The organism is Senimuribacter intestinalis (assembly GCF_943192965.1).
In the GTDB taxonomy this organism is placed as follows: Bacteria; Bacillota; Clostridia; order Peptostreptococcales; family Anaerovoracaceae; genus Senimuribacter; species Senimuribacter intestinalis.
On the sequence record NZ_CALPCF010000011.1, the window covers coordinates 1 to 26,081 of the forward strand.

General features: G+C 44.3%; 21 protein-coding genes and 15 tRNA genes. 2 read left to right on the forward strand and 34 right to left on the reverse strand.

Translation table 11 applies throughout. The features are described 5' to 3' along the window. Positions 1–172 precede the first annotated feature (172 nt). Positions 173–3,094, forward strand: coding sequence for a transglycosylase domain-containing protein (locus NFR88_RS10115; RefSeq protein ID WP_251615710.1), 2,922 nt, complete (start codon positions 173–175; stop codon positions 3,092–3,094). Between the two features lie 123 nt (positions 3,095–3,217). On the opposite strand, the gene rpe is transcribed toward NFR88_RS10115, so the two are convergent. Genes rpe through NFR88_RS10170 form a run of 11 tightly spaced genes read right to left on the reverse strand, consistent with a single transcriptional unit; the run spans position 3,218 to position 14,514 of the window. Continuing rightward, positions 3,218–3,868 (reverse strand): ribulose-phosphate 3-epimerase, encoded by a 651-nt coding sequence (gene rpe, locus NFR88_RS10120; protein WP_160202400.1) that lies wholly within the window; start codon positions 3,866–3,868, stop codon positions 3,218–3,220. Positions 3,869–3,906: 38 nt separating this feature from the next. After that, complete coding sequence (rsgA, locus tag NFR88_RS10125) at positions 3,907–4,830, reverse strand: ribosome small subunit-dependent GTPase A (protein WP_243151075.1); 924 nt, start codon at positions 4,828–4,830, stop codon at positions 3,907–3,909. Then, the gene (gene pknB, locus NFR88_RS10130; RefSeq protein WP_160202401.1) at positions 4,775–6,583 is read right to left on the reverse strand and encodes a Stk1 family PASTA domain-containing Ser/Thr kinase; all 1,809 of its coding nucleotides are present in this window, start codon (positions 6,581–6,583) and stop codon (positions 4,775–4,777) included. Before pknB ends, rsgA begins: the two co-directional genes overlap by 56 nt. Further along, complete coding sequence (locus NFR88_RS10135) at positions 6,580–7,323, reverse strand: Stp1/IreP family PP2C-type Ser/Thr phosphatase (protein WP_160202402.1); 744 nt, start codon at positions 7,321–7,323, stop codon at positions 6,580–6,582. The genes pknB and NFR88_RS10135 overlap by 4 nt, the downstream gene beginning before the upstream one ends. A gap of 13 nt (positions 7,324–7,336) precedes the next feature. Further along, positions 7,337–8,623: a 16S rRNA (cytosine(967)-C(5))-methyltransferase RsmB gene (gene rsmB / locus NFR88_RS10140; RefSeq protein WP_251615712.1), complete on the reverse strand. Its 1,287-nt coding sequence runs from the start codon at positions 8,621–8,623 to the stop codon at positions 7,337–7,339. A gap of 1 nt (position 8,624) precedes the next feature. Then, positions 8,625–9,344 (reverse strand): zinc metallopeptidase, encoded by a 720-nt coding sequence (locus NFR88_RS10145; protein WP_251615714.1) that lies wholly within the window; start codon positions 9,342–9,344, stop codon positions 8,625–8,627. Between the two features lie 19 nt (positions 9,345–9,363). Continuing rightward, a complete protein-coding gene (fmt, locus tag NFR88_RS10150; RefSeq protein WP_160202405.1) occupies positions 9,364–10,296 on the reverse strand; it encodes a methionyl-tRNA formyltransferase in 933 nt (310 codons plus the stop codon). Beyond that, positions 10,296–10,778, reverse strand: a complete 483-nt coding sequence (def, locus tag NFR88_RS10155; protein WP_160202406.1) for a peptide deformylase — start codon at positions 10,776–10,778, stop codon at positions 10,296–10,298. Before def ends, fmt begins: the two co-directional genes overlap by 1 nt. Before the next feature lie 26 nt (positions 10,779–10,804). Then, a complete protein-coding gene (gene priA / locus NFR88_RS10160; RefSeq protein WP_251615717.1) occupies positions 10,805–12,811 on the reverse strand; it encodes a replication restart helicase PriA in 2,007 nt (668 codons plus the stop codon). 1 nt (position 12,812) lies between these two features. Next, positions 12,813–13,823 (reverse strand): aspartate--ammonia ligase, encoded by a 1,011-nt coding sequence (asnA, locus tag NFR88_RS10165; protein WP_330588258.1) that lies wholly within the window; start codon positions 13,821–13,823, stop codon positions 12,813–12,815. 37 nt (positions 13,824–13,860) lie between these two features. Further along, the gene (locus NFR88_RS10170; protein WP_251615719.1) at positions 13,861–14,514 is read right to left on the reverse strand and encodes an epoxyqueuosine reductase QueH; all 654 of its coding nucleotides are present in this window, start codon (positions 14,512–14,514) and stop codon (positions 13,861–13,863) included. 185 nt (positions 14,515–14,699) lie between these two features. On the opposite strand from NFR88_RS10170, the gene mnmL reads away from it, so the two are divergent. Next, positions 14,700–15,563 (forward strand): tRNA modification radical SAM protein MnmL/YtqA, encoded by an 864-nt coding sequence (gene mnmL / locus NFR88_RS10175; protein WP_251615721.1) that lies wholly within the window; start codon positions 14,700–14,702, stop codon positions 15,561–15,563. Positions 15,564–15,629: 66 nt separating this feature from the next. On the opposite strand, the gene NFR88_RS10180 is transcribed toward mnmL, so the two are convergent. The 23 genes from NFR88_RS10180 to hslV form a co-directional block, all read right to left on the reverse strand. Then, the gene (locus NFR88_RS10180; protein WP_251615723.1) at positions 15,630–18,002 is read right to left on the reverse strand and encodes a cadherin-like beta sandwich domain-containing protein; all 2,373 of its coding nucleotides are present in this window, start codon (positions 18,000–18,002) and stop codon (positions 15,630–15,632) included. Positions 18,003–18,047: 45 nt separating this feature from the next. Then, on the reverse strand, positions 18,048–18,632 hold the full coding sequence (locus NFR88_RS10185) for a thymidine kinase (protein ID WP_160201085.1): 585 nt from the start codon (positions 18,630–18,632) through the stop codon (positions 18,048–18,050). Positions 18,633–18,805: 173 nt separating this feature from the next. Beyond that, a tRNA-Phe gene (locus NFR88_RS10190) sits at positions 18,806–18,881 on the reverse strand. A 24-nt stretch (positions 18,882–18,905) separates the two neighbouring features. Next, a tRNA-Ile gene (locus NFR88_RS10195) sits at positions 18,906–18,982 on the reverse strand. A 13-nt stretch (positions 18,983–18,995) separates the two neighbouring features. Then, a tRNA-Pro gene (locus NFR88_RS10200) sits at positions 18,996–19,072 on the reverse strand. Positions 19,073–19,096: 24 nt separating this feature from the next. After that, positions 19,097–19,172: transfer RNA gene (locus NFR88_RS10205), tRNA-Trp, on the reverse strand. Between the two features lie 6 nt (positions 19,173–19,178). After that, positions 19,179–19,270 (reverse strand) — tRNA-Ser (locus tag NFR88_RS10210). Between the two features lie 44 nt (positions 19,271–19,314). Beyond that, positions 19,315–19,403, reverse strand: a tRNA-Ser gene (locus NFR88_RS10215). Positions 19,404–19,441: 38 nt separating this feature from the next. Beyond that, a tRNA-Lys gene (locus tag NFR88_RS10220) sits at positions 19,442–19,517 on the reverse strand. 7 nt (positions 19,518–19,524) lie between these two features. Further along, a tRNA-Gln gene (locus tag NFR88_RS10225) sits at positions 19,525–19,599 on the reverse strand. Positions 19,600–19,614: 15 nt separating this feature from the next. Beyond that, positions 19,615–19,691: transfer RNA gene (locus NFR88_RS10230), tRNA-Arg, on the reverse strand. An 18-nt stretch (positions 19,692–19,709) separates the two neighbouring features. Next, a tRNA-Gly gene (locus tag NFR88_RS10235) sits at positions 19,710–19,783 on the reverse strand. Between the two features lie 4 nt (positions 19,784–19,787). Beyond that, positions 19,788–19,862: transfer RNA gene (locus NFR88_RS10240), tRNA-Gly, on the reverse strand. Between the two features lie 16 nt (positions 19,863–19,878). Beyond that, positions 19,879–19,963 (reverse strand) — tRNA-Tyr (locus NFR88_RS10245). A gap of 66 nt (positions 19,964–20,029) precedes the next feature. Further along, positions 20,030–20,104 (reverse strand) — tRNA-Thr (locus tag NFR88_RS10250). Between the two features lie 20 nt (positions 20,105–20,124). Further along, positions 20,125–20,201, reverse strand: a tRNA-Asp gene (locus tag NFR88_RS10255). Between the two features lie 103 nt (positions 20,202–20,304). Further along, positions 20,305–20,380: transfer RNA gene (locus tag NFR88_RS10260), tRNA-Val, on the reverse strand. Between the two features lie 176 nt (positions 20,381–20,556). Then, positions 20,557–21,192, reverse strand: a complete 636-nt coding sequence (locus tag NFR88_RS10265) for a YigZ family protein (RefSeq protein WP_251615726.1) — start codon at positions 21,190–21,192, stop codon at positions 20,557–20,559. Beyond that, on the reverse strand, positions 21,179–22,456 hold the full coding sequence (gene hflX, locus NFR88_RS10270; RefSeq protein WP_251615729.1) for a GTPase HflX: 1,278 nt from the start codon (positions 22,454–22,456) through the stop codon (positions 21,179–21,181). The genes NFR88_RS10265 and hflX overlap by 14 nt, the downstream gene beginning before the upstream one ends. Before the next feature lie 35 nt (positions 22,457–22,491). Then, the gene (yunB, locus tag NFR88_RS10275; protein ID WP_251615732.1) at positions 22,492–23,154 is read right to left on the reverse strand and encodes a sporulation protein YunB; all 663 of its coding nucleotides are present in this window, start codon (positions 23,152–23,154) and stop codon (positions 22,492–22,494) included. 73 nt (positions 23,155–23,227) lie between these two features. Then, a complete protein-coding gene (gene codY, locus NFR88_RS10280) occupies positions 23,228–24,007 on the reverse strand; it encodes a GTP-sensing pleiotropic transcriptional regulator CodY (protein WP_161907850.1) in 780 nt (259 codons plus the stop codon). 60 nt (positions 24,008–24,067) lie between these two features. Continuing rightward, positions 24,068–25,507 (reverse strand): ATP-dependent protease ATPase subunit HslU, encoded by a 1,440-nt coding sequence (gene hslU / locus NFR88_RS10285; protein WP_251615734.1) that lies wholly within the window; start codon positions 25,505–25,507, stop codon positions 24,068–24,070. A gap of 14 nt (positions 25,508–25,521) precedes the next feature. Further along, a complete protein-coding gene (hslV, locus tag NFR88_RS10290) occupies positions 25,522–26,061 on the reverse strand; it encodes an ATP-dependent protease subunit HslV (protein WP_160201090.1) in 540 nt (179 codons plus the stop codon). Positions 26,062–26,081: the final 20 nt, after the last annotated feature.

Sequence of the window (26,081 nt, forward strand, 5' to 3'; positions counted from 1 at the left end):
TTGTCAGAGTAAATTCTATGTAAGTCTTTGCCATTTGAAATTCCAGTGATACGCAGAATTTATTTTGGCAAATAATAAATTTGAGAAAATATGAAATATCCTTTAACTTTCGTGGTGAATTATGGTATACTAAGTAGGAGTATTATTTTCGCAAGAAAGGAATGCAATATCTATGCGTAGCGATAGAAACAAAAGATCAAAATCAAGACAAACAAAGCAGCAGGTCACTGAGCAGGCAGTTATGCACTCTGAGAGCAATACTGCTGTCCCCACTACTAATAAAAAGAAAAAAAAGCACAGGCTCAACTGGAAACGGTTTATCCTGTTCTTATTCTGTATCTTCCTGCTGGTCTGTATTGCAGTAGGTATTTACGTCGGCCGCGCAATTTCAGCAGCACCGGATATTGATACCAGTGAAATTTATTCTATTCTGTCCGAGAGCACAGTTATCTATGACGATGAAGGCAACGAAATTGATACTGTATTTTCAGAACAGAACAGAACCAATGTAGAATACAAAGATCTTCCGCAGGATTTAATTGACGCAGTTGTCGCTCTGGAGGACAAAACTTTCTGGGATCATCACGGATTTAACTTTATTCGTATATTGGGTGCCATTAAGGAATCTATTTTCGGCGGCGGACAGGTCAGCGGAACCAGTACCATCACCCAGCAACTTGCCAGAAATCTATTTCTGAAAGATAAGCAGTTCGACCACGACATGACTCGTAAGATTCAAGAAGCTTATTACACCATAATACTGGAAAAAGAGCTCTCCAAAGAAGAAATTATCACCGCCTATCTGAATACCATTTATCTGGGATACGGCAGTTACGGCGTTCAGGCGGCTTCTCAGGCATATTTTTCCAAAGATGTACAGGACTTGACTTTAGCGCAGTGTGCAGCCCTTGCTTCCCTTCCACAGTCCCCTGCTGATTCTCAGTTGGTGCTCTTTGTGGGAAGTCAAGATGTTTCTGCCAAGGACAAAAACATCCTAAAGAGCAATTCCAGAGGTACTTATATCGCCAATGACGCCAGCAAAGATCGGCGTGACATCTGCCTTTCCCTCATGCTGGAGCAAGGCTACATCACACAGAAAGAATACGATAAGGCTTCTTCTACTAAATTAAAGAAAATGCTGAATCCTACTTATAACAGTATTTTAGAAAAGTCTGCATACTTTGAGGACTATGTCATTGACCAGGTCATAGAAGCCCTGATGGAAGAAAAGGAATGGGACTACGATACAGCCTGGAACAAAGTATATAACGGCGGTCTGAGGATATATTCCACTTTGGACGCACAAGCACAGCAGGTCATCGAAACTGAGTTTGACAACGATGCAAACTTCCCTGCCTCCTATACTTACAATACACCAAATATGGACTCCTATGACAGTTACTTTGACGCAGAAGGCAACTTTACTCTGCAAAAAGGCGAGTTCTTAAAACGAAAGGACGGCGGTCTGGTCATCAAGACCGGCAAGCGTCTCAATGTATACGAAACTACCGTAAACGGAGAAACCGATTATAGTATTGAGTTTAAAAACATGTACAAATACGAAAATGGAACCCTTTATACCATCAGCGGCGGTTTTATCAATATTCCGCAGAAATATAAAATTATGAACAAAAAGGGTAACATTCAGATTCCGGCAGAATTCTTTGAGGATGAGGACTACGCAAACTTCTTCATCTTTAACGACGACGGAACCATAACCATTCCGTCTACTTCCTATACGCTGAACCAGAAAGTTGTTCAGCCTCAGGCCGCCATGACCATTGTGGAAAATTCCACCGGTTATATCAAGGCCATGGTTGGCGGCGGAAAAACTGCCGGCAGAAGGCTGCACAATAGAGCTATCAGCCCGGAACAGCCTGGATCTTCCATCAAGCCGCTGGCAGTATACTCTGCTGCTATTGCGCAGAGTGCTGAGGAAGCAAAAAACGGAAAAAAACATAATTTTACCAATTTCAAAATTGATAAACAAGGCGATAAGCTCTGGGGCTACTATCTAACACCGGCTTCCATTGTCATTGATGAGAAAACTACCATCAATGGCAAGGTTTGGCCTCAAAATGCTGGCGGTGCCGGCTATTCCGGGCCTATGACCATGCGTACTGCCCTCCAACAGTCCATCAATACCTGTGCTGTTAAGATCTTCCTTCAGGTTGGTGCAGATTATTCCGCAAACCTGGTAGAAAAATTCGGCATCACGACTTTAGAGCGAGAAGGCAGTGTTAACGACATGAATCCTGCCGGTCTTGCCCTCGGTGGTCTGACTAATGGTGTTACTACACTGGATATGGCAAGCGCCTATACGGTATTCCCTAACAACGGAACCCGTCGCGAAACAACCGCATTTACCAAAATTGTAGACAGTCAAGATGAAACTCTGGTTGACCGCACAAAAACAAAGAGCCACCGTGTTTTAGACTCCGGTGTTGCATGGATTATGACAGATATGCTGAAATCCGTTGTATCACAGGGCATCGGCTATCCCGCAGCAATTTCCGGCGTACAGGTTGGCGGAAAAACCGGTACAACTGACCATCAGGTTGATATCTGGTTTGATGGATTTACTCCATCCTACTCCGCTTCCCTTTGGATTGGTGTGGATCAGAACTGCAACGGTACAGAAATGAGTGGACCTGCAGCAAGACTCTGGGGTAAAATCATGAATCAGATTGACGGCGCAAAACAGGGCTCCTACAAGAGCATGCCAAGCAATGTCATCTCCTCCGGCGGAGAATATTACATCGCAGGTACGCAAGGCGGCGTCGGCAGTATCAAGGATTTAGAAAAGAAAGTTGCTATCTGTAAGGAAACCGGTTATCTGGCTACACCTGATTGTCCGGACACCGAAAAGAAAGGCTATTTCGACTTTGGCAATGACGATGATATTCCAAGATTCTACTGCCATAAACACAATGCTAACCCTGAAAAATATCCAATCAATCCGGATGAAAACTATGTTCCGTTCGTAAAACCAGAAGAGCCAGAGGACGATGATCCGGATAAACCAAAACCGGATGATTCTGATAATGAGAATGATGATGGTGATGGTGATGGCGAAGAAGACGACGCAGCATAAAATCATGTATGATAAAAGCGGCTAATTGACCTAACTGGCCATAGCCGCTTTTGTTATAAGTTTTTTTATATGGTTTGCGAAAGCCTCGCTATATTTACCTATACTTCTCCCTCCAAAATGTGTCTACAGTACTTCCTTAAATTCTTTTACCCGTTCCGTCAGATTTTCTGCACCAAAGACTGCTGAACCTGCCACAAAGATATCGCAGCCGGCAGCTTTAACCATTTCCACATTGTCGAGAGTGATACCTCCATCTACTTCAATAGTATAGTGATAACCGGCTTCCCTGCGCAAGGTATCCAACTGGCGGATTTTATCCAAAGCTACCGGAATAAATTTCTGTCCTCCAAAACCCGGATTTACAGACATCACCAGAATTAAATCTACATCCTCCAGCACACATTCCAGTGTAGAAATCGGCGTTGCCGGATTAATTGCAACTCCTGCCTTTACGCCGTAAGCTTTGATGTTCTGCAGGCTCCTATGCAGGTGGGGGCAAGCTTCTTGATGAACCACTATGTATTCAGTCCTATCAGTTACAAAATCGCTTACATACTGGTCAGGATTTTCAATCATCAAATGAACATCATAAGGGGCTGTGTCCAGCTTGTTCAGCGCTTTCATGACAGCTGCACCAAAGCTGATGTTGGGCACGAAATGACCGTCCATCACATCTATGTGGACGTAATCAGCGCCCGCCCTGCTGATTTCCTCTACCTGTTTGCCCAATTCGGCAAAATCTGCCGATAAAATTGAAGGTGCAAGTTTTCCCATCGTTTTCTCTCCGTTCTGCTGCAGGTGCAGCTACAAATTTAATACTTCTTTTTTTTCTTTATTTCTTCCATATTTGCAAGGTAGGAATCATACCGAATCCTGCTGACTTTTCCCTCTTCCAATGCCGCTCTAACCGCACAGTTCGGCTCTTTGATATGCCTGCAGTTATCAAATCGGCAGGCATAACTAAGTGCTGCAAACTCTGGATAATATGAAGCCAAATTCTCTTCTGAAGCCTCTAAAATATCAAAGGAGGTAAAGCCCGGCGTGTCAAAGACCAGGCCGCCATTATCAGTCTCAAAGATTTCCACATGTCTAGTGGTGTGCTTTCCCCTCTGCGTCTTCTGACTGACCGTGCCGGTTTCCATGTTCGCGTGAGGAATGAGAAGATTGGTAATGGTCGATTTTCCCACACCGGAAGGTCCCGCAAAAGCTGCTCGCTTTCCAGAGAGCTGTGCGGATAATTTCTCAATTCCTTCGCCGGTTTTTCCGCTGACAAAGACCATAGGATATATACTGCCGTAAATATCCCGTATTTCCTCCAGCGCTGTTTCCTTTGCCAAATCACACTTGTTGACGCAAAGAATCACCTCCGTATCCCAATATTCCGCCATAATCAGAAACTTGTCAATGACATGAAAGTTCGGCTTAGGTTTGGTCGCCGCAAAGACCACTATAAAACAGTCCACGTTGGCAATAGGAGGCCTGATAAATTGATTCTTTCTGGGCAAAATCTCATTGATGATTCCATCACCGTCTGGAAGAACCTCCATTTCCACATTATCTCCAACTGCCAAAGTAATCCCTTCTTTTTTGAAAATCCCCCGCCCTTTTGTCTGATATACACCATCAGCGGTTTTTACATAGTAAAAACCGCCGATTCCTTTCATGATAATCCCTTTCATCCTATTCTTCTTCTCCGCCGTCATCATCACTGTTATCTCCAGGTTCGTCGCCTTCATTTCCCTCATCAACAGGCGGCTCAGGCGGCGTTACAACCGGTTCACCCTTGCTGACTGTTATAATAACGGTGGAACCCAATTTCACCTTGGTTCCTTCTCCCGGCGTAGAGCCGATGACGATATTCTTAGCATAAACAGTACTTTCTTCATACTTAGGCTGACCCATATGCAGCCCTGCAGCTTCCAACGTCTCTCTCGCTTCATCCAGAGTAAGACCAGTCAGAGGTGGTACCGCTATCTTGTCAGTACCCTTGCTGATGGTAATATCAATCTTTGAGCCTTTCTTTAATTCCGCACCAGAACCCGGCTCCTGATCGATAATTTCACCAACATTTGCATCGCTTTCCATCTCATGAACCACACCAAGTTCATAGCCCGCGCTTTCCAGTATATTTTCCACTAAATCCCTGTTGGTATTATAGTTCATACCGATAACGCTCGGCACCTGTCCATTGGATTTGCCGTTGCTGAGAATGACAGTGATGGTATCGCCCTTGCTGACCTTTTCGCCTTTTCTCGGATCCTGTGCCGCAATCTTACCTTCATCAATATCATCACTGCTAATAGTCTGTTCGTCGACTTCCATCTTCAGACCCATTTCTTCCAGAATTACCTTAGCTTCATCAGGAGTCTTTCCTTCTAAATCCGGTGCTTTTAATCCACCACCGAAGAAACCACTTGCAAAGAGTATTACTGCTGCAAGGGCAATCGCTCCAACTACTACAGCTGCAATAATAATTGGTTTCTTAGACTTCTTTGAAGACCTATCATCTTCCTTTATTGGAGTAGCTTTTATCTTCTTTTCTTTCTTTTTATGAGGCTTCATATCCTCAAAGATTTCATCCTCCAACTCCTGGTTATGCTTCTGCCGGTTTTTCTCCTGAAAATCTTCTACATCAGAAGCAACAAAGACAGAATCACCTACCATCTTTGTCACAAAATCGATGTTTCCCAATTCTTCAATCATTTCCTCCGTACTCTTATATCGGTTGGACTGGAATTTGTCAGTTGCCTTCATCACCAGTTTTTCCAATGCCGGCGGAATGCCTGATACCAGATGGGACGGCGGCGTAATCTCGTCGTTAATGTGCATGAGCGCTACCTGTACCGGATTTTCTCCGTCAAAAGGTACCTGACCTGTGAGCATTTCATAAAGAACGATACCCAGCGAATAAATATCGGACCGTTCATCCACATAAGCGCCTCTTGCCTGCTCCGGTGAAAAATAGTGTACTGAGCCGATGACTCTATTCGTCTCGTTTGCCATAATAGTGGAATTGCTCACCGCTTTGGCAATACCAAAATCAGCCAGCTTTGCAGTGCCGTCTCGGGTAATCATGATATTATGTGGCTTAACATCTCTGTGAATGATATTGTTCCTATGAGCAAGCCCTAGCGCAGAAGCTACCTGTCTGGTAATCTCAATGGCACGCTTGTAGTTCATCGGGGCTTCTTCTTTGATAATATCGCTCAGCGGTCTGCCGTCGATAAGCTCCATGACTATAAAGTTTATATCGCCTTCCTTACCGACATCATATACGCTTACAATATTCGGATGCTGAAGCCCTGCTGCCGCCTGAGACTCACGTTTAAAACTCTCTACAAACTGTATATCCTTGGTAAACTCCGGTCTCAAAATTTTAATTGCTACATATCTGTTTAAGAGTCGACATCTGGCTTTATAAACAACCGCCATGCCGCCCTCTCCGATTTTCTCAATTAGTTCATATCTTCCTGCAAGTAATTTACTCATCTGATATCATCCTCCGTCACTTTCAAGACTACCATCGTAATATTGTCGCTGCCACCATTTCTGTTGGCGGCTTCTACCAGTTCGTTACAGATGTGGGTCATGGATTCTTCCTCGGTTAACCGGCTAATTAATTCGCTCTTTTCAACTTCTCCGTAAAGTCCGTCTGTGCAAATCAGTATCATGTCCCCCGCTTCAATGGAAACCTGAAAAAAATCAGGCTCAATGGTATAATCTGCGCCTACGGCTCTTGTTATCATATTTTTGTTCTCGTGGTTTGCTGCCTCTTCTTCTGAAATAATCCCAGCTTTCAAAAGTGTATTCACATAGGTATGATCCTCAGTAATCTGGTTCAGTTCTCCGTCTCTGAGAACATATGCCCTGCTGTCGCCTACATTAGCTATGTAAAGCTGATTATCCGCTACATAAGCGATGACCACTGTAGTTGCCATACCTTTATTTTTCTCAAAACGCTGTGACATCTCAAGTATCTTAAAGTTTACATCCTTCAGACATTCCTCAAAATATGCGCCAATTTCTTCCGCTGTAGAAAGTGCCTCCATCGAATGAGTTTCGACATATTTTGCAATGCCGTTTACACAGGTCCTGCTGGCAATCTCTCCGGAATTATTCCCCCCAACTCCGTCAGCGACAATAAACACCCTGTCCTTTTTCATGACAAAACAAGCGTCTTCGTTGTTGCTGCGCCTCTGGCCTTTATCTGTCTTAAAGCCTACCTCCATATATAATCTCCTTTCAGCATTTTTGCTTTCTCATTTTACAGATATAAAATCCGTCCGTTTCATCTGTGTCCGGCAGATACTGTCGTTCAAACAGCAGTGTAAACCCTGACCTTTCTTTGAGAAAGCGTTCTACAACTTCTGTATTCTCTATTCGATTCACCGTACAGGTACTGTAAACCAAAATCCCTCCCTCTTTTACATAACAACTGGCAGTTAAAAGAATCCGAAGCTGCTTTTCAGAAAGTTCTCTGCCCTCGTCTGCAAGCTCTTTATATTTGATCTCAGGTTTTCTCCGAATCACTCCAAGACCCGAACATGGACCATCTACCAGAACGCAATCCGAAGAATCCCTCAAATCTTCCCGCAGTACACATCCGTCACTTTCTTCGGTGATAATGTTGGAAAGCCCAAGCCTCTGCGCCTGCTGCGATATTAATGTGAGTTTGTGTCCGTATATATCAAAGGCTTTTACTACCCCTTTATTTCCCATCATTTCAGCCATCGCCAGACTCTTGCCGCCCGGCGCTGCACAAATATCAAGCACTGTCTGTCCTGGCAAAGGATTCACCGCCTCTGCTGCAAGAACCGATGCCTCGTCCTGTACAGAGAAAAGCCCCTGTTCATAAGCCTTCGTCCCCAAAAGTCCGCTACCGCTTGCAAAGAGCACCCTCTCGCTCAAGGTGGCTTCCTCTATAACAAAGCCTTCTTCAGTCAACTGCTCTGCCAGAGACTGTCTGTCTGTCCTAATCATATTCACCCGAATGGAAAGTTTTGGTCGATCGTTTCCTGCTTTCAAAATCTGCTCTGCTCGCTGCATCCCATACTGAGATAGCAGGAGTTCCACAATCCACTGCGCATAAGAATATCTGACGGAAAGATAGGAAATTAGGTCCTCTTTCGAATCAGGCAGTTTAATATCTGCGCCCTTTTTCTGATAACCTCTAAGCACACCATTTATAAAACCGTCTCTGCCCGGTGCCAGCTTCTTAGCAAGCTTTACTGTCTCCCCGATAGCTGCATAAGGCGGCACTGATTCCATAAAAATCAGCTGATAAAGCCCCATGCGAAGCAGCGTCAGAACCTGTTTTTTTATGCCGGAAAGTCCCTTGGGAATCAGATGCGCAAGAAGATAGTCAAGGTATATCCGATTCTCCAACACGCCGTATACCAGTTCCCGTACAAAGGCAGGATTATCTGGATTTTGCAGCCCAATCTGTCTGTTCAACTCCAGATTGGAATACGCCTGATTCTTTTCAATTTCAAAAAGCACTAAATAGGTTGTTCTCCGATTGCAGTCCATATCAATCACGCCTTCCCCTGATTGCTAAGATTCTGAGAAGATTGGCAACTGCTACAGCAAGAGCTGCCACATAGGTGAGCGCTGCTGCACTAAGCACTTTCTTTGCGCCTGCTTTTTCTTCCATGGTGACAATCCCCAGTTCCTCCATCTGCACAATCGCTCTATGGCTGGCATCAAACTCCACCGGAAGCGTAATCAGATGAAATATAACTATCGCAACAAACGCCAGTACACCGATATTAAAAATAGTATTTCCCATGGCATACATCTCATAGCTTTGTCCTGCTAAAAGTCCCAGCCCTACAATAATTAAAATCCATGTAAAGCTAGATGCAAGGTTAACTACAGGCACGATAGCATTTCTGATTTTCAGCGGCGCATAACTTCTGGCATGTTGAATAGCATGACCTGCCTCGTGACAGGCTACACTGATTGCCGCAACCGAAGAAACACCATACACATCCTGAGACAAGCTCAGTGTTCTGTTTCTTGGATCGTAATTATCTGTTAGATTGCCAGGAATCTGGCGAATCTCCACATCTCTAAGTCCATTGCTGTCCAGCACTCTTCTTGCTGCCTCTGCACCAGTCATATTTCTGTGATTGCGCACAGAAGAATATTTCCTAAAAGAACTTTTTACTTTTGCTTGTGCAAACAACGCCAGCAACATAGCTGGCAGCAGAAAAATGAGACTGGATCCTCCATAATAAAAATGAAACATTTCTTTTTCCCCCTTTTATTTATTCGAATAAGCTGTCTATCTCTATTTTGTTGCCCCTGAGATAATCCTTCACAGAAACCCGTTTCTTTCCAGGCATTTGAATTTCTGTAATGCGAAGCACCTGCCCATCTCCGCAAGCCGTATCAACGCCGTTATCTGAAACGCAGATAATGGTACCCGGCGCCTTTGATGTTTTTTCTGCCACAGGCTCCGCGCTCCAAATCTTCATCACCACGTCGCCATAATTGCAAAATGCTCCTGGCCACGGATCAAAAGCGCGAATTTGCTGCTGAATTTCTATAGGACTCTTGTGAAAGTCAATTTTTCCATCCTGTTTGGAAATCATGCCGGCATAGCTTGAGAGACTGTCATCCTGCTTTTCCGGGGAAATATTCCCCGCTTCAATGCGCGGCAAAGTCTCCACTAAAAGCTTTGCGCCGAGTTCTGCCAAATCGTCGTGAAGCTGCTGACAATTTCTATCTCCGATAACAAGACTTGCTTTGCTGAGCATATCTCCGGTGTCAAGCCCCACATCCATCTGCATAATGGTTACACCGGTTTCCTCCTCACCCTGCAAAATCGCATGCTGTATAGGCGACGCGCCGCGCAGCTTCGGCAAAAGAGACGCATGAACGTTGACACAGCCGTATTTAGGCAAATCCAGAATCTCTTTTTGAATAATCTGTCCGTATGCCACTACGACGATGATATCCGGCGCATAGTCTTTAAGGGTTTGTAAAACTTCTGTATCCTGCTTGATTTTTTCAGGCTGCAATACCTTAATTCCATGTTCTGCTGCCAGTTCCTTCACCGGCGTAAACTGGATCTTCTTTCCTCTGTTTTTGGCTTTATCAGGCTGAGTTACCACGCAGCCCACCTGATGACCTGCCTCCAAAATTTTCGCAAGCACCGGAACCGAAAAATCCGGTGTGCCCATGAAAACTACTTTCATTAACCTTCTACCTCTTCATCATATTCCGGTTCTCTGACGTTTACCGCTTTATCCGTATAAAGAATACCGTCCAGATGGTCGTTTTCGTGACACATCACGCGAGCGTCCCAGCCTTCAAAGTCATAAATCTTCTCTTCTCCATTAAAATCCAGCGCCTTGATTTTGATTCTTTCAGGTCTGTCCACAGTACCGATCAGTCCCGGCACGCTGAGGCAGCCTTCGTCGCCGGAAACAGAACCTTCCTGCTCCAAAATTTCAGGATTAATCATATAGTAAATCTTGCCGCCTTGCTCAGGTTCCGCTACAAACATTCTGCGCATAATGCCAACCTGCGGTGCTGCAAGTCCGCAGCCCGACTGCTGGTGCATGGTTTCCACCATATCCTCCAAAGTCTGCCGAATGCGGTCTGTCACTTCAGAAACCTCGCGGCAGTGCTTCCTAAGAATTTCATCTCCATCTAACACAACATTTCTAATTGCCATCTCTCATTCTCCTTTTATGCTTTATCTTAAATGGTGCTGTACGGATTGACGTCAATAGTCATCGCACAACTATCCCTATTTTTCTTTAAATTTTCTCCGAAACAGTCAATGCAGTAAATATACTTGTTTCTAAGTCCTTTCGGACATTTAATCAGTATAAAATAGCGAAAACTGTCCTTCCCCTTAAAATGATAGGACGGCTTGGCTTCAAAGATACTGCTCTCCTCTTCAAGCTTACAGCGAATCAGATAGTTCCTGCAGCTTTCTGCCGTCTCAAAGGCATATTCTTCCTTCTCACTTGTAAATTCTACCAAAATCAAATCCGAGAAAGGCGGGTAGTCCATCATCTGCCTGATAGAAGCCTCCATCTGAAAGAAGCCCTCATAATCATGGTTTGCTGCTGTAGTCAGCGCAAAATTGTCTGGCGTATAGGACTGCACGATTACATGCCCTTCCTCTTCACCTCTGCCAGCTCTTCCAGAAACCTGAGTCACTAGCTGAAAAGTTCTCTCCGTCGACCTGTAATCGGGAATATGAAGACTGACGTCGGCAGCAACGACACCGACAAGTCCAACATTTTTAAAGTCCAGACCTTTCGCGACCAGCTGCGTGCCGATAAGAATCTCCGTCTTTCCCTTTGAGAAGTTCCCGATAATCCGGTTAATTTCTCTGCTATTTTTAGCGGTATCAAGGTCCAGCCGCTCCACCTTTCTGTCTGGAAACAGCTCCCTTGTGAATTCTTCCACCTTTTCAGTACCTGAACCAAAATACTTGATATATTTGCTGCCGCATTTTGGACAGCTTGCCGGTACAGAAAATTTTTTTCCGCAGTAATGGCAAACCCCTGCGTTTTCTTTCTTATGATAAGTTAAGGAAATACCACACTCCGGACACTCCATTACCTCACCACACTCCCTGCAGGAAATAAAGGTGGAATAGCCTCTGCGGTTGAGAAACAATATAATCTGCTGTCCTTTTGCAAGGGTTTCCTCCATCTTTCGATAAAGCCTGTCGCTGAAAACAGTTCGATTGCCTTCTCTCAATTCTTCCCGCATATCTACAAGTTCTACCGTAGGAAGAGGTGCGCTGTTATAGCGCTGCTTTAGGGTGATAAGCCGGTAAATCCCTTCCTTCGCCCGCTGGTAAGAAACCACCGACGGCGTTGCGCTGCCCAGAATCAATACCCCCTGATAGTACATGAGTCGTTTCAGAGCAATATCCACTGTATCGTATTTCGGCGTCATATCCGACTTATAGGTCGCTTCGTGCTCCTCATCCATGATGATAACGCCGATGTTTTCAAGGGGAGCAAAGACGCCCAATCTGGCGCCGATGACGATGTTCGCCTTTCCCGCCCTGATTCTCTGCCATTCATCAAAACGCTCTCGTTTTGTCAGCTTGCTGTGTAAAACTGCGATGGATTTCTTTCCAAACCTGGCAATAAAACGGTCGATAATCTGCTTCGTCAGCGCGATTTCAGGCACGAGCATAATAGCTGTTTTACTCGCCGCAAGAACCTCTGCGATGACCTGCATATAAACTTCCGTCTTGCCACTTCCGGTGACCCCGTGAATGAGAAAACTTTCCTGTCTTTCTCCTCTGACCGCACAGCTGATGGTATCCACCGCTATCTGCTGCTCCTCTGTCAGCCTTCTGATGTCCTGTCTCTCGCCCTCCGCGTCCTTGTAGGGTTCCTTTTCTTTGCCTTCTTTTGCAGGATTTCCGTTTGGCACAAAACATTTAACAGCGTCCAAATATTTGATTCCGTATCGCCGCTTCATCCAAATACAAGTTTTCACCATCTCAGGATTCAGGGAGATATCCGGATTTTTTCCAGTAATCGCTTTGATTTTGGAAACCTCGCAATCGGGGGTAACTCCCTCTTCAAAGACATAAGCGTTCTTTGGCTTATTACCTCTGTTAAAGGACACCTCTACGATGTCCCCAACTGTAATATCATCGGGCGCTGCATATGTATAGTATGTGTCCGTATGCCTGCTGTTATGATTAATAACTACGTTTATATATTTCATCTTATAGTAAGAAAATATTATCTTTTTTGCACTCGGAAATCATATCCTCCGGCCATACAGAAACCTGCACCTCACCAATGTGAGCTTTACGCAGGAAGTACATGCACAGCCTGCTCTGTCCGATGCCGCCGCCAATGGAATACGGCAGCTCATCGCTTAAAATGGCTTGATGGAAAGACTGGCTTCTTCTGTCATCAGCGCCTGCCAGCTTCAACTGGCGATCCATAGCATCGGCATCTACGCGGATGCCCATAGAGGATATCTCAAAGGCTCTGTCCAGCACATCGTTCCATAAGATAATATCCCCATTCAGTTCCCAGTCGTCATAGTCCGGAGATCTTCCGTCGTGCTTTTCGCCTGAGGTCAAGGTTCCACCGATTTTTTCAATAAAGACTGCGCCGTGAGTTTTGCAGATTAAATCTTCTCTTTCCTTTGGTGTCTTATTTGGATACATATCTGCAAGTTCCTGGCTGGTAATAAAATAAATCTCATTAGGAATCTCTGTCTGTAAATCTCTGTAAAGACGATTTACATAATCCCCCAGATTCTTCATTGCGTTGTAAATGGTTGTCACTGTCTCGTGGAGATACTCCGTGTTTCTCTGCTCTTTGGTGATTACCTTTTCCCAGTCCCACTGATCTACGTAGACAGAGTGGAGGTTGTCAAGCTCTTCGTCTCTTCTGATTGCATTCATATCTGTATAAATGCCGTGTCCCGGCTTAATTCCATATTTTCCAAGAGCCATTCTCTTCCATTTTGCGAGAGACTGCACTACTTCAACTTCTTTTTCTTCAAGGTCAAGCAGGCTGAATGAAACTCTACGCTCCACACCGTTCAAGTTGTCGTTCAGTCCGGTCTCCGGAAAAACAAAGAGAGGTGCGGATACTCTTCGCAGGTTTAACCCGTAAGCCAGTTCCTGCTGAAAGTAATCCTTAATTTTTTTGATTGCACGCTGGGTTTCCAGCGGACTGATTACCGGTGAGTAGTCCTTCGGTGTGATTAATTGTGCCATTTTTGTTTCCTCCATATTATATCTCAAAAATATTGAATTATCGTTTTGAATACTCGCAGCCACAGTAGTTCTGTCTGTAAAGACCGTATTCCTTAGATAGCTGAATGCTGCGATGAAATCCCGCCTTTTTCTTAAAGTCGATGTCCAAAAATTCTATGCCATACTGCACTGCAAATTTCTTTCCGATTTCTGAAATGAGCGGATAATTTTTATGAGGACTTACAGTCAGGGTTGTGGCAAAAATGCCATATCCCTTGGCTGCCGCTGTCTGTGCCGTCTTTTCAAGACGCATATCGAAGCAAATCGTGCAGCGCGCCCCGCCTTCCGGTTCATTACTGAAGCCGGATACCCGCGTATAATACGCGTCCGGCTCATATATTCCCTCCATAAAGTGAATCTTCTGCGTACCGCCGAGATTCTGGTTATATTTCTCAATAAAAGCGATTTGGTTCATCTTCCGCTTCTCATATTCCTCTCCGTCAGTGATACACGGGTTATAGAAAAAAACGGTGATATCATAATCAGGTGCCAGCCGCTCAATAACCGATGTGCTACAAGGTCCGCAGCAACTGTGAAGAAGCAGCGGCGGTTTCATGGCGGTTTCGCCTGCGCCCGTAAGACCGCACATGCAGTCAGAACAGTCAGAAATGCCTCTTTCCAAGCTCCAAGGAGTTGTTTCTTTCTTTGTCATAGTTACTGCTTGCTCCTTCCTGATTTTTCTCTGGTATTTTATGAACTATTGACTCTTTATTATATCCGATTTCGCACAGTTTTACAATAAATTCGCCGGAAAAAGTTGACTTTTTCTTTTCCACCCCTTAAGATTGAATCAGTACAAAAAGAAACGAGGACTCTATCATGCAGCCATCTATTAACATGGTTAGTAAATACCTAAAATCATACTTTGGAGAAAAGACTGTCAAGCTCTCCATCGACGGCGGTTTCACCTGTCCAAACAGAGACGGCACCAAAGGAAGCGGCGGCTGCATCTTCTGCTCTGCTGACGGCAGCGGCGACTTTGCCTCTACCATCGAAGAGCAAATTGCCCTCCTTTCAGACAAGTGGCCGAGCGCCAAATATTTGGCATATTTCCAAAATCACACTAACACCTACGCTCCGGTTGATGTTTTGCGAGATAAATTTTATGAAGCGCTGAACCATCCGCTGATTTCCGGTATCGTCATCGCCACAAGGCCTGACTGTATCGATACGGAAGTACTGGATTTGCTTTCTGAAATCAACGAAAATCACTTTCTCTGGGTAGAACTGGGACTGCAGACCATTCACGAAAAAACAGCCGTTCTCATCAACCGCTGCTATGATTTATCGATCTACGATGAAACAATCAGCAAGCTAAACGCTCGCGGTATCAAAACGGTCGTACACCTGATTTTGGGACTTCCCGGCGAAAGTCAACACGATATGGAACGTTCTGTGCGCTACATATGTCAAAGCGGCATCTGGGGAATCAAACTGCACATGCTAAACGTAGTAAAAGGCTCTGCCATGGCACTTTCTCATCCAGATTACTGTTCCTTTGACTCTATCGAAGAATATGTCAATCTGGTGTGCGATTTAATTGAAATCATTCCGCCGGAAATTACTATTCACAGGCTCAGCGCCGATGCGCCCCGCAAAATTCTCATCAGTCCATCGTGGAGCTATCAAAAGCGTACAATTTTAAACAGTATTCACGCGGAACTTGCAAGACGCGGCAGTACTCAGGGATGCAAGCTATAGATTTCAACGATTTACGATGTGAAAAAGGGGATATCTCAAAATCAATTTTGAGATATCCCCTTTTGTTTACTTGTAAGTTCTATATGCCTGATTTGACCATTTTGTATAATACTTTGTTCCGTCAAAAGTGCGAACGCCACGAATTTTATAGTAGTAGCGAGTGCCTTTCTTCAGGCTTTTCGTATTTTTATAACTGTTTTTTACACCATCTGTTGTCTTAAAGAACGGTATACTGCTGTATTCTCCCGATTTTGTGCTTCTATAAATCTCGAAATAATCCACTTTATAGCCTGCAGACTTTTTCCAATTAATTTGGATATAACCCGCTCCCAAAACAGAGGACGCCTTAATCGTCGTTGCCTGTACACCGGCAATCTTCGAAGAATAATCCGGTTTGTATACGCAGCTCACCTCGCTGGACCACGGAGTATAGTAGCCGATGCCGTCGACATTACGAACACCTCGCACTTTATAGTAATACGTAGCATTTTCTGTCATGTTGGATTTATCCTCATAAGTGAAGATATCCCCCGACGCTGTGACACCGTGAGGCGCGCTTCCATATTCTTCGTTTTCACCTCTTCTAAAGACCTGATAGTAATCCATGGCATATGCGCCGGATTTAGTCCAGCTAAGCTGAATCGTGCCTGGCACCGATACAGCCGCTGCGTTCAAAGCTGTTGCCTGCACCCCCTCTATAATCTTCTCATTTGAAAGTTCTGGCGCTCGATAAGTTCTGTACGCCTGATTTGACCATTTGGAATAATAGGTTTTTCCGTCTATGACACGAACTCCTCGCACTCTATAATAATATCTGGTGCCGTCTTTTAGATTTTTGGTATTTTTGTAAGTCGTTTTCGTGCCATTAGTCGTTACAAAGTATGGCGTTGTACTATAGCTTCCTGAAGTAGTACTTCTGTAAACCTCATAGTAGTCCATCTTATATCCAGCTGACTTCGTCCAGCTGACCTGTATATTGCCTTCTCCCAGAACAGAAGACGCTTTAATTGTAGTGTTTTCTACACCTTCAATCAGTTTTTCGTTAGGATCCGGCACAGCACTGGAATCCTTAACGACTGTAATATTATAAGTTTTGCTCACCGCACCAGAAGGAGCTGTAACTTTTACTGTAATCTTGTTAATACCTTCGTTTAATGTAGTATTTCCGCTGACGGAAACGGTAGCAGCACTATCATTCTTTTTAGTGCTGATGGTCAGCTTATCAACAGCACCGATGGTCTGCTTCACCGTATAATCAGTAGTAAAGCGATTAAAATCTGAAATAAAACTCAGCTTCTTCCCATCCAGAGATACCGAAATGTCATCTAAATAACAGTTGTTACTGCCACTTCCCGGTTTTGCTGCCGGCGAAGACGGCATACTTTTGAAAACCGGAATTTCAAAAGAAAATGCTTCTGTCAGAACCTTATAATCATAGTAATTCCCATGAATAATTGCAGACTGCGTTGCCGCTGCAAAAATCGAAGTCGCATACTGATATGTGCCAATGCCAGAAAGCCCATTCAGCACATTATATCTTTCGTAATATGAGGTATATTGATTTCGCTCAAAAAAGGTACCTGCAATATACAAGGCACCGCCTGTCACTGCTTTCTTCAGTGTATTCCACGGACGAAGATACGTAGTTCCGCTTCCATCCGAACCGCCTGCTGCATAAACTAATCCCTTCAGCGCTGCAGTACCGTCGGCACTGTCAGTTGCTCCAATATTATAAGCGTTATACAACCCGGAATACTTCTTGCCGCCATAGGTAAAGGCATGTCCGTTTATCATAAAATCGCTGCTGCCCAGTTCTAATCTTGTTTTTGATGCTAAATATACAGGACTGATACTGTATTTCTTTCCGTTATAAGTTTGTTCTGCTGCCTCAATATAATATTTCGCTGCTGTAGATGGAAGTGCAGTGGTAGACAAAATCTTCTTTACCAGATCTTCCGTCTGATAAGAGGCATCATAAAGGTTAGGCTCAAACATGAAAATAGAACTCTCATCCAGCCAGTTTCTCGGATCCATGTAAAATGCAACAGCCTGTCTGGAGGCTGCAACCCAGCTGGCTCCATCTTTTCCGATATAGGTATGGGTGTCAAAATTATATGTACCATTCTGTACTGCCTTGTAACCTGCAGGAAAATTGTTAGAGACCAGATTGGCATTTACATTGGAGCATTGCTTATCCAGTGCATCCGCCCAAGTATAATTCAACTGTTTGGCCTTAAATGTCCAGTTCGGATGAAGCCGATGCAATGCTCTAAGCTTTGTCTTGTAGCTTTCAGGAAAGCCTTCTGAAGTAAGCTGTGCTTCAAACTCCGCATCAGTACTACTGGCAGCAAAAACCTGCATTTGGGGTGCTATAGCCAGCACTGAGACCACAAAAAATATAATTAAAATTATCCTTATCAAATATAATTTAAAATTCATAGGTATTTCTCCTATCTTCTTCTCATGTCTTATTTTGATATTTTTCTATTTCTCTGGACCGATTCGCCCATCATTGTAATGCTTGCGGCAAAGGGATACATACATGTCGTTGCCCCCGATCATAACCTGTTTGCCTTGCTTGACAAATTTGCCGTCAACAATTCTGGCAACCATAGTTGCTTTGCGTCCACACCAGCAGATAGTCTTGATTTCTTCAATCTTATCTGCATAAATCAGCATATAATAAGATCCCTCAAAGAGCTCGTTTCTAAAGTCGTTCTTAAGTCCGTATGCAAGCACTGGAACTTCAAAACTATCCACAATTTCTACAAGTTCTTGTACATGATGTTTCTTTAAAAACTGACATTCATCAATGCAAACACAATCAATCCTGTGTTTTTCATTTTCACGCATGAAAAGCTCTAAAATATTTGTATCCTCACCTACAATCATTGCGTCCCGCTGCACGCCAATTCTGGAGGTAATAACGCCAGTTCCGTATCTGTCATCAATAGCAGGCACCAAAGTCAGCACATGTTTTCCTCGTTCCTCGTAATTATATGCCACCTTAATCAGTTCGATAGATTTGCCTGCGTTCATTGTACTGTATCTGTAATATAGCTGTGCCATGTTGTCCTCCCTTTTAACAATTACCATGTATTATTTTAAAGGAAAACACGAATAAAATCAATATTAAGTCGATGGTAAATCACGGCAGAAACATGAAAATTACATCACACGAAAATTTAGATAATAAAAAACAACCCTTCGGACATTACGTCAGCGAAAGGCTGTTGGATGAATGGTGCCCAGACTCGGAATCGAACCAAGGACACGGGGATTTTCAGTCCCCTGCTCTACCTACTGAGCTATCTGGGCATACCACATATTCAATTATTTAACTGGTGGGCCATCAGGGACTTGAACCCGGGACCTGCCGGTTATGAGCCGGATGCTCTGACCAACTGAGCTAATGGCCCACATATTGGATAATGGTCGGGGTGGCAGGATTTGAACCCGCGGCCCACTGGTCCCAAACCAGTTGCGCTACCAAACTGCGCTACACCCCGTTAAGCTTAAGATTGTGTCATTATTGGCAGGGGCAGTAGGAATCGAACCCACGGCACGTGGTTTTGGAGACCACTGCTCTACCAGCTGAGCTATACCCCTGCAAAATGGCGGAGAAGATGGGATTCGAACCCATGCGGCCCTAATCGAACCCTAACGGTTTAGCAAACCGTCCTCTTCAGCCTCTTGAGTACTTCTCCAGGCTAAATAAATCTCACAATCATATACTATTCAATTAAGATGATGGCGGAGAGGGTGGGATTCGAACCCACGGTCCCTTTCGGAATCACTGGTTTTCAAGACCAGCTCCTTAAACCACTCGGACACCTCTCCTCGCTGTGGATTCAACCAACATCTGTATTTAATTTAGATGGTGACCCATCGGAGATTCGAACTCCGGACACCTTGATTAAAAGTCAAGTGCTCTGCCGACTGAGCTAATGGGTCATATTCTTGGCTGGGGTAGCAGGACTCGAACCTACGAATGACGGAGTCAAAGTCCGTTGCCTTACCACTTGGCGATACCCCAAAATCATCAAATAAATGGTGAGCCCACAGGGATTCGAACCCCGGACACACGGCTTAGAAGGCCGTTGCTCTATCCAGCTGAGCTATGAGCCCACACTAAATTTGAAAAAATGGAGCGGATGATGAGAATCGAACTCACGCCATCAGCTTGGAAGGCTGAGGTTCTACCATTGAACTACATCCGCATGATGGAGCGGAAGACGAGATTCGAACTCGCGACCCTCGCCTTGGCAAGGCGATGCTCTACCCCTGAGCCACTTCCGCATGCTTGAAAAAAAATTGGTCGAGGGAGATGGATTCGAACCATCGAAAGCTCAGCTAACGGATTTACAGTCCGCCCCCTTTGGCCACTCGGGAATCCCTCGACAAAAGTTTCCAAACTTAGTCATGTTATTTGATGAATTGGAGTCAGTCTCCAACCTAATCTGTATTGGAGCTGGTGGAGGGAATCGAACCCCCAACCTGCTGATTACAAATCAGCTGCTCTACCGTTGAGCCACACCAGCGCATTATTATGTTAAAAAATTGGCGACCTGGAACGGGCTCGAACCGTCGACCTCCAGCGTGACAGGCTGGCATTCTAACCAACTGAACTACCAGGCCGCATTGCTTGTGCTTTTGCACCTCGTTCGCGAATCTGCGAACTCACTGCGCAGCCGGTATTCCATCTCACCGCCATTGCGCTATCTCGGTCACTGTAGGAAAATGGTGGGCGTTATAGGGCTCGAACCTATGACCCTCTGCTTGTAAGGCAGATGCTCTCCCAGCTGAGCTAAACGCCCGCAGTGTCCGTTGCTTGTTTGCTTGGCACGTTTACATAGTATACTATATCTTGTGTTACTTGTCAAGCACTTTTTTAATTTTTTCTAAGCTTAGTGGAATCACCAGATTCATAAGCCGAAAATTATATTATCACATTTCTTTTTACCTGTCAACATGATTTTCGTAAGTTTTAAAATTAATTTTCTCTTCTTACTTTCTCATATCGAACGCTCTCAGAAAGCTTCTCAGCCCTCCCACCGGAAAGACCTGTGATAACTTCAGAAACCGCCGCAGTGTCCTCCGGATTAGTAACCAGTTCAAAGGTAACCGCGTCAGCATAGACTATATTAGCAAATTTTACCGGATATGTAAAGGGGGAATTTTGTATTTTATTAAATACAGCATAATCCACCCTGTATTCCGTCACCTGCATTTCCTGCACATCGCAGATTCCTGCCGCAGCAAGCCCCTGCTTTGCGCTGCTGGTGTAAGCACGCACCAGTCCACCGGTGCCCAGCTTAATACCGCCGAAATATCTGGTAACGACCACCACTACGTTGGTAATTCCCTCCTGCACCAGCATTTGCACCATAGGCGCTCCGCTGGTTCCCTGAGGTTCTCCGTCATCACTTGCCCACTGCACCTGAAAATGGTCGCCGAGAACCATTGCAGGCACATTGTGGGTTGCGTCCTTATGTTTCTTCCTGATTTCTCCAACAAAAGCATCCGCTTCTTCCTTTGTATCGACAGGCTTTACATAAGTGATAAATCTGGATTTTTCAATCACCTGCTCTGCCTGGCCCATTCCAAGAACCGTACTATATAACTTCATATTCACTTAACCTCTGATAATCTTCCTGATTGATTTCTACCTCAAACAAGGTTCCTTTTTCCACATACTCCATGGATTTCACCTGCGCCTTTTCGCAGAGATAGGAGGAAATATCTCCCCTCGTGTACGGAATCAGCAAACTGACTTTAACATCGGAAAAGATTCTCTTTTTAATCAACTCGATGAGAAGTTCAATATTGCTGCCTGTTTTCGCAGATACGAAGACCTGTGAGTCAGAATTTGCTATATTCGTAAGCTCTGGCACCAAATCAGTCTTGTTGTAGACCATAATCTTGTCCTTTGCGGCAGCACCGATTTCAGCAAGAACCTTGTCCGTCACATCAATATGAAAACTGTGCTCTTCGTAGGCGCTATCCACCACGTGGAGCAAAAGATCCGCATAAAGAACTTCCTCCAAAGTCGCCTTAAACGCTTCTATCAGACTATGGGGCAGCTTGCTGACAAACCCAACTGTATCTACCAGAATGAACTGATGACTGCTGTCTACTTTGACACTGCGGCTTTGGGCATCCAAAGTCGCAAAAAGCATATTTTTTTCAGTGACGCTCTTTTCTTCTTTGTCAGTAATAGAAAGCAGTCTGTTCATCAGTGCAGATTTTCCAGAGTTAGTGTATCCTACGAGCGCAACCACCGGCACACCGTTTTTCTCTCGCCTCGCCCGCTGTACCGTGCGTGTTTTGCGAAGTTCTGAAAGCTCATCTTTGATATCCTCCATGCGCCGCTCAATATGTCTTCTGTCTGTCTCCAGCTTTTTCTCACCGGGACCTCTGGTACCAATTCCGCCGCCCTGCCTTGATAAGGATTTTCCAAAACCGGTCAACCTCGGCATTCTGTATTTCAGCTGAGCAAGTTCAACCTGCAGTTTACCTTCCTTAGAATCTGCGCGAGCTGCGAAAATATCCAAAATCAAAATCGTCCGGTCGATGACACGTACGCCGATAGCGTCTTCCAAATTTCGCAGCTGCATTCCAGTCAGTTCATCATTAAAAATCACCACGTCTGCCTCCATGTTAGCAGCCAGCTTTGCAACCTCTTCTACCTTGCCCTTTCCTATCATGGTTGCAGTATTGGGTCTTTCCAGTACCTGAATGACTTTGCCGAGAACTTCTGCGCCTGCCGCTTCTGAAAGTCCGGCAAGTTCCTCCATGGAATAAGAAATATCTTCCTTTCGCTGCAATCCCACTAAAATTGCGCGATATGTTTCTTCTGTAATAATTTCATTATTTTCATTAAATCTAAGCATGTTCTTAGTATAACACAAAATGCACTGAAAAGTCATCATGTTGCGTCTAAAATATCTTCTTTTGGCACATTTACATAACTGTCAGGCACATCGCCCACGATAACAGCCTCAGAAATCAACACTTTATTAATTACTTTTACGCTTTCCTTTGAAAAGGGCTGCAAAATCTGCACGCTGCTTTCCAGCACAATATAAATCTTGTATTTAGTCTGATTGATTCCCTGACTTTCAAACTCCGTTTCAAAATCGTATTTCGTCACCGCAAGAGGTAAAAGTTTCACCTCAACTCCAAAGCCGGTCTGTGACAAAACCTTGCTGCCCAGCAGTGTTCCGTAAGAAATCTCCACAATTTTCCGGTCCATAGCCTCGTACTTCTTTTGCAGGCTTTCTGCAAAAGAAGACACCATCTTATTAATCAAACTGGTGTTAGCCTGCACCATCTGCATTTTTCCATCATCGCCGGTTTTGATGAGGAAAAGCTTATCCGCATAATCTTCGTCAGAAAAATTTTCCCTGATTGTTTCGTTAATCAGCTCCGTCACCATGCCCCTAGCTTTCAAATGGCTGATTGCGTCAATATTTGGACCAATCTGCCGTTTTAACCCTTCTGCCAGTATTAAACACCCTAGTGCAAAAATCAGCAGCCCTATGGCCGTTTTTTTCCAAAACCAGCCTGCTGCGGATGACCGTCTTCCCATAAAAAACCTCCCGCTTCTGTCATAATATGACCGCTTGGAGGTTTTGGTTACTCTAAACTATACAATTATAAGTTTAAACTTCGAAATCTTTAATACCATCGCGAAGGAACTCATTGGTGATTTTTATTCTCGTACCTTTCATACCCAGAGATCTGGACTCGATAACACCGGCACTTTCCAGCTTTCTCAGCGCATTTACAATAACAGAACGGGTGATTCCGGATTTATCTGCAATCTTGCTGGCAACAAGCAGACCTTCTGAACCTTTCAATTCTGCAAAGATTTTTCCTACTGCATCCATTTCAGAATAAGAAAGAGTTGACAGTGCCATTTCTACGGCTTCGCGCATTCTAACGTCTTCTTCCTCTTCCTGGGCGATAGCACGGGAAACCTCAAGGCCTACAACTGTTGCACCATATTCACAGATGGCGATATCTTCATCATCATATGCCTTTTCCGGTCTTGCAAGAAGCAGTGTTGCAATACGCTGACCGCTGAACACAATTGGCACGATGGTGTGATATTTGCTTGCCATAGTGTACTCATCACCATAATACTCCTTAATGCTGTCATAGGTCAAATTAGTTCGGGTTTCTTCCACCTTTAAAAATCTGTCATTATATACCTGCGGCAGAACGACTTTCTCAATTTCTTCATCGTATGTCAAAGGAGCCTCCTCGCCATCTTCGTATTTGGCAGCCAAAAGTTTTCCTTTTCTGTTTAAAATATAGATGTTGGACCCCAGCAATTCGCTCATGACGCCGCAAAGCTCATCAAAAGATATATAGCCCGCTGTACTGTCCGCAAGTACGTTATTCAACTTTCTTACTCTTTTTAACAAATTTTCACTCATAATTTACCTCAATTTCTTCTAAACAATTACTCAACTAATATTAGCTCTAAAATACCGGAATTATAGAATATACCGGTCAACATCATCCTTGTGAATGGTATCCATAAACTTATTCTGCACATACTCCCTGTCAATGACAATCTTTTCTTTATCCATATCCGGAATGTTAAAAGATATGTCCTCCAACAGTTTTTCCAGAATCGTATGCAGTCTTCTTGCTCCGATATTTTCAGTCTGCTCATTCATAAGATACGCCATTCCGGCGATTTCGTCAATAGCTTTTTCAGAAAATTCCACATTTATTCCTTCAGTTTCTAATAAAGCCTTATGCTGTTTCAGAATTGCATTCTCTGGAACTGTAAGAATCTGGATAAAGGATTCCTTTGTTAAGTTCTGCAGTTCTACCCTAATTGGAAAACGCCCCTGCAACTCTGGAATTAAATCAGTGGGTTTTGCAGTATGGAATGCACCAGCGCCGATGAACAGAATATGGTCGGTTTTTACAGGGCCATACTTAGTATTTACCACGCTGCCCTCTACAATAGGCAGAATATCACGCTGCACCCCTTCTCTGGACACGTCAGCACCGCTGCGATAGCTGGAGCCAGATGCAATCTTATCAATTTCATCGATAAAGATAATGCCGTTCTGCTCTGCATTTTCCAAGGCTTCATCGGTCACTTGATCCATATCCAAAAGATTCTGTGCCTCCTGTTCTCTTAAAATCTTTCTTGCCTCTTTGACTCTGACTCTCTTGGTCTTTGTCTTCTGAGGCATCATGTCACCGAAAATATTGCCGATAGCAATGCTCATGCCTTCATTACTCATGTCAAGCTGGTTGCCTTTTGGGGTATCCAGCACTTCAATCTCGATAAACTGTTCTTCTAACAGTCCATCTCGAAGCTGCTGTCTCACTTGTTCCCTTGCCATTTCCACATCGGTAGGCTCGGATTTCACTTCTGCTTCCTTCGCCTTGCTTTCTTCATAAAGCTGCTTCTGACTTGCATAGCCACCGCTATTCATGATAAAGTCAAACGGGCTTCTTGCCTTTGGTTGTCCGCTTTTTTTCTTACTGCCAGGGATCATCGCTTCGATAATTTTTTCTTCTGCAATTCCCTCTGCTACCTCGTATTTTTCTTTCAATCTGGACTGCTTGGTGATGCGAATAGATGCTTCCACCAAATCACGAACCATGGAATCCACATCTCTTCCTACATATCCAACCTCTGTAAATTTAGTCGCTTCGACCTTTACGAAAGGGGCTTCCATCAATTTGGCAAGACGTCTTGCAATTTCAGTCTTACCGCAACCAGTAGGTCCCATCATCAAGATATTCTTCGGCGTAATTTCTTCGCGCAGCTCGTCAGAAAGCAAACTTCTTCTGTATCTATTTCTGAGGGCGATAGCTACAGACTTTTTCGCCTCATCTTGACCGATAATATATTTGTCCAATTCACCGACAATCTCTTTCGGTGTCATGCTTTGAATTTTCCCTGCCATGTTAAAATCCCCCCTTACAGCTTTTCCACAGAAATATTATCATTGGTGTACACGCAAATAGAAGAGGCAATTTTCAGCGATTCTCTTACAATTTCCTCTGCGCTCATTTCCGTATGGTTAAACAGCGCATTAGCCGCGGAATAAGCAAAATTGCCGCCGGACCCTATTGCAATGAAATCCTGATCCGGTACGATAACTTCTCCATTGCCTGAAACTACCAGCAAATCATCTTTGTCTGCTACAATCATCAAAGCTTCTAAGCTGCGCATACCGTTATCACTTCGCCACATCTGGGCTAAATCCACTGCAGCACGTTTCAGGTTACCGCCGTGTTCTTCCAGTTTTTTCTCAAATTTTTCTGTCAGCGCAAAGGCATCGGAAACTGAGCCTGCAAATCCGGTCAAAACTGTATTCTTAAAAATTTTCTTTACTTTTTTTGCTCCATTTTTCATGATGGCAGTTTCACCCATAGTTACCTGTCCGTCACCGCCAATTGCGACATCGTCTGGTCCTCTTCTCACTGCGCAAATCGTTGTTGCATGGAACTGTACCATTTCTCTACCTCCACTTTTCC

Excerpts from the sequence above, each read along its gene's own strand:
- NFR88_RS10115 (WP_251615710.1), top strand. The coding sequence starts at position 173 with ATGCGTAGCGATAGAAACAAAAGATCAAAATCAAGACAAACAAAGCAG.
- rpe (WP_160202400.1), bottom strand. The coding sequence starts at position 3,868 with ATGGGAAAACTTGCACCTTCAATTTTATCGGCAGATTTTGCCGAATTG.
- rsgA (WP_243151075.1), bottom strand. The coding sequence starts at position 4,830 with ATGAAGGCGACGAACCTGGAGATAACAGTGATGATGACGGCGGAGAAG.
- pknB (WP_160202401.1), bottom strand. The coding sequence starts at position 6,583 with ATGAGTAAATTACTTGCAGGAAGATATGAACTAATTGAGAAAATCGGA.
- NFR88_RS10135 (WP_160202402.1), bottom strand. The coding sequence starts at position 7,323 with ATGGAGGTAGGCTTTAAGACAGATAAAGGCCAGAGGCGCAGCAACAAC.
- rsmB (WP_251615712.1), bottom strand. The coding sequence starts at position 8,623 with ATGGACTGCAATCGGAGAACAACCTATTTAGTGCTTTTTGAAATTGAA.
- NFR88_RS10145 (WP_251615714.1), bottom strand. The coding sequence starts at position 9,344 with ATGTTTCATTTTTATTATGGAGGATCCAGTCTCATTTTTCTGCTGCCA.
- fmt (WP_160202405.1), bottom strand. The coding sequence starts at position 10,296 with ATGAAAGTAGTTTTCATGGGCACACCGGATTTTTCGGTTCCGGTGCTT.
- def (WP_160202406.1), bottom strand. The coding sequence starts at position 10,778 with ATGGCAATTAGAAATGTTGTGTTAGATGGAGATGAAATTCTTAGGAAG.
- priA (WP_251615717.1), bottom strand. The coding sequence starts at position 12,811 with ATGAAATATATAAACGTAGTTATTAATCATAACAGCAGGCATACGGAC.
- asnA (WP_330588258.1), bottom strand. The coding sequence starts at position 13,823 with ATGGCACAATTAATCACACCGAAGGACTACTCACCGGTAATCAGTCCG.
- NFR88_RS10170 (WP_251615719.1), bottom strand. The coding sequence starts at position 14,514 with ATGACAAAGAAAGAAACAACTCCTTGGAGCTTGGAAAGAGGCATTTCT.
- mnmL (WP_251615721.1), top strand. The coding sequence starts at position 14,700 with ATGGTTAGTAAATACCTAAAATCATACTTTGGAGAAAAGACTGTCAAG.
- NFR88_RS10180 (WP_251615723.1), bottom strand. The coding sequence starts at position 18,002 with ATGAATTTTAAATTATATTTGATAAGGATAATTTTAATTATATTTTTT.
- NFR88_RS10185 (WP_160201085.1), bottom strand. The coding sequence starts at position 18,632 with ATGGCACAGCTATATTACAGATACAGTACAATGAACGCAGGCAAATCT.
- NFR88_RS10265 (WP_251615726.1), bottom strand. The coding sequence starts at position 21,192 with ATGAAGTTATATAGTACGGTTCTTGGAATGGGCCAGGCAGAGCAGGTG.
- hflX (WP_251615729.1), bottom strand. The coding sequence starts at position 22,456 with ATGCTTAGATTTAATGAAAATAATGAAATTATTACAGAAGAAACATAT.
- yunB (WP_251615732.1), bottom strand. The coding sequence starts at position 23,154 with ATGGGAAGACGGTCATCCGCAGCAGGCTGGTTTTGGAAAAAAACGGCC.
- codY (WP_161907850.1), bottom strand. The coding sequence starts at position 24,007 with ATGAGTGAAAATTTGTTAAAAAGAGTAAGAAAGTTGAATAACGTACTT.
- hslU (WP_251615734.1), bottom strand. The coding sequence starts at position 25,507 with ATGGCAGGGAAAATTCAAAGCATGACACCGAAAGAGATTGTCGGTGAA.
- hslV (WP_160201090.1), bottom strand. The coding sequence starts at position 26,061 with ATGGTACAGTTCCATGCAACAACGATTTGCGCAGTGAGAAGAGGACCA.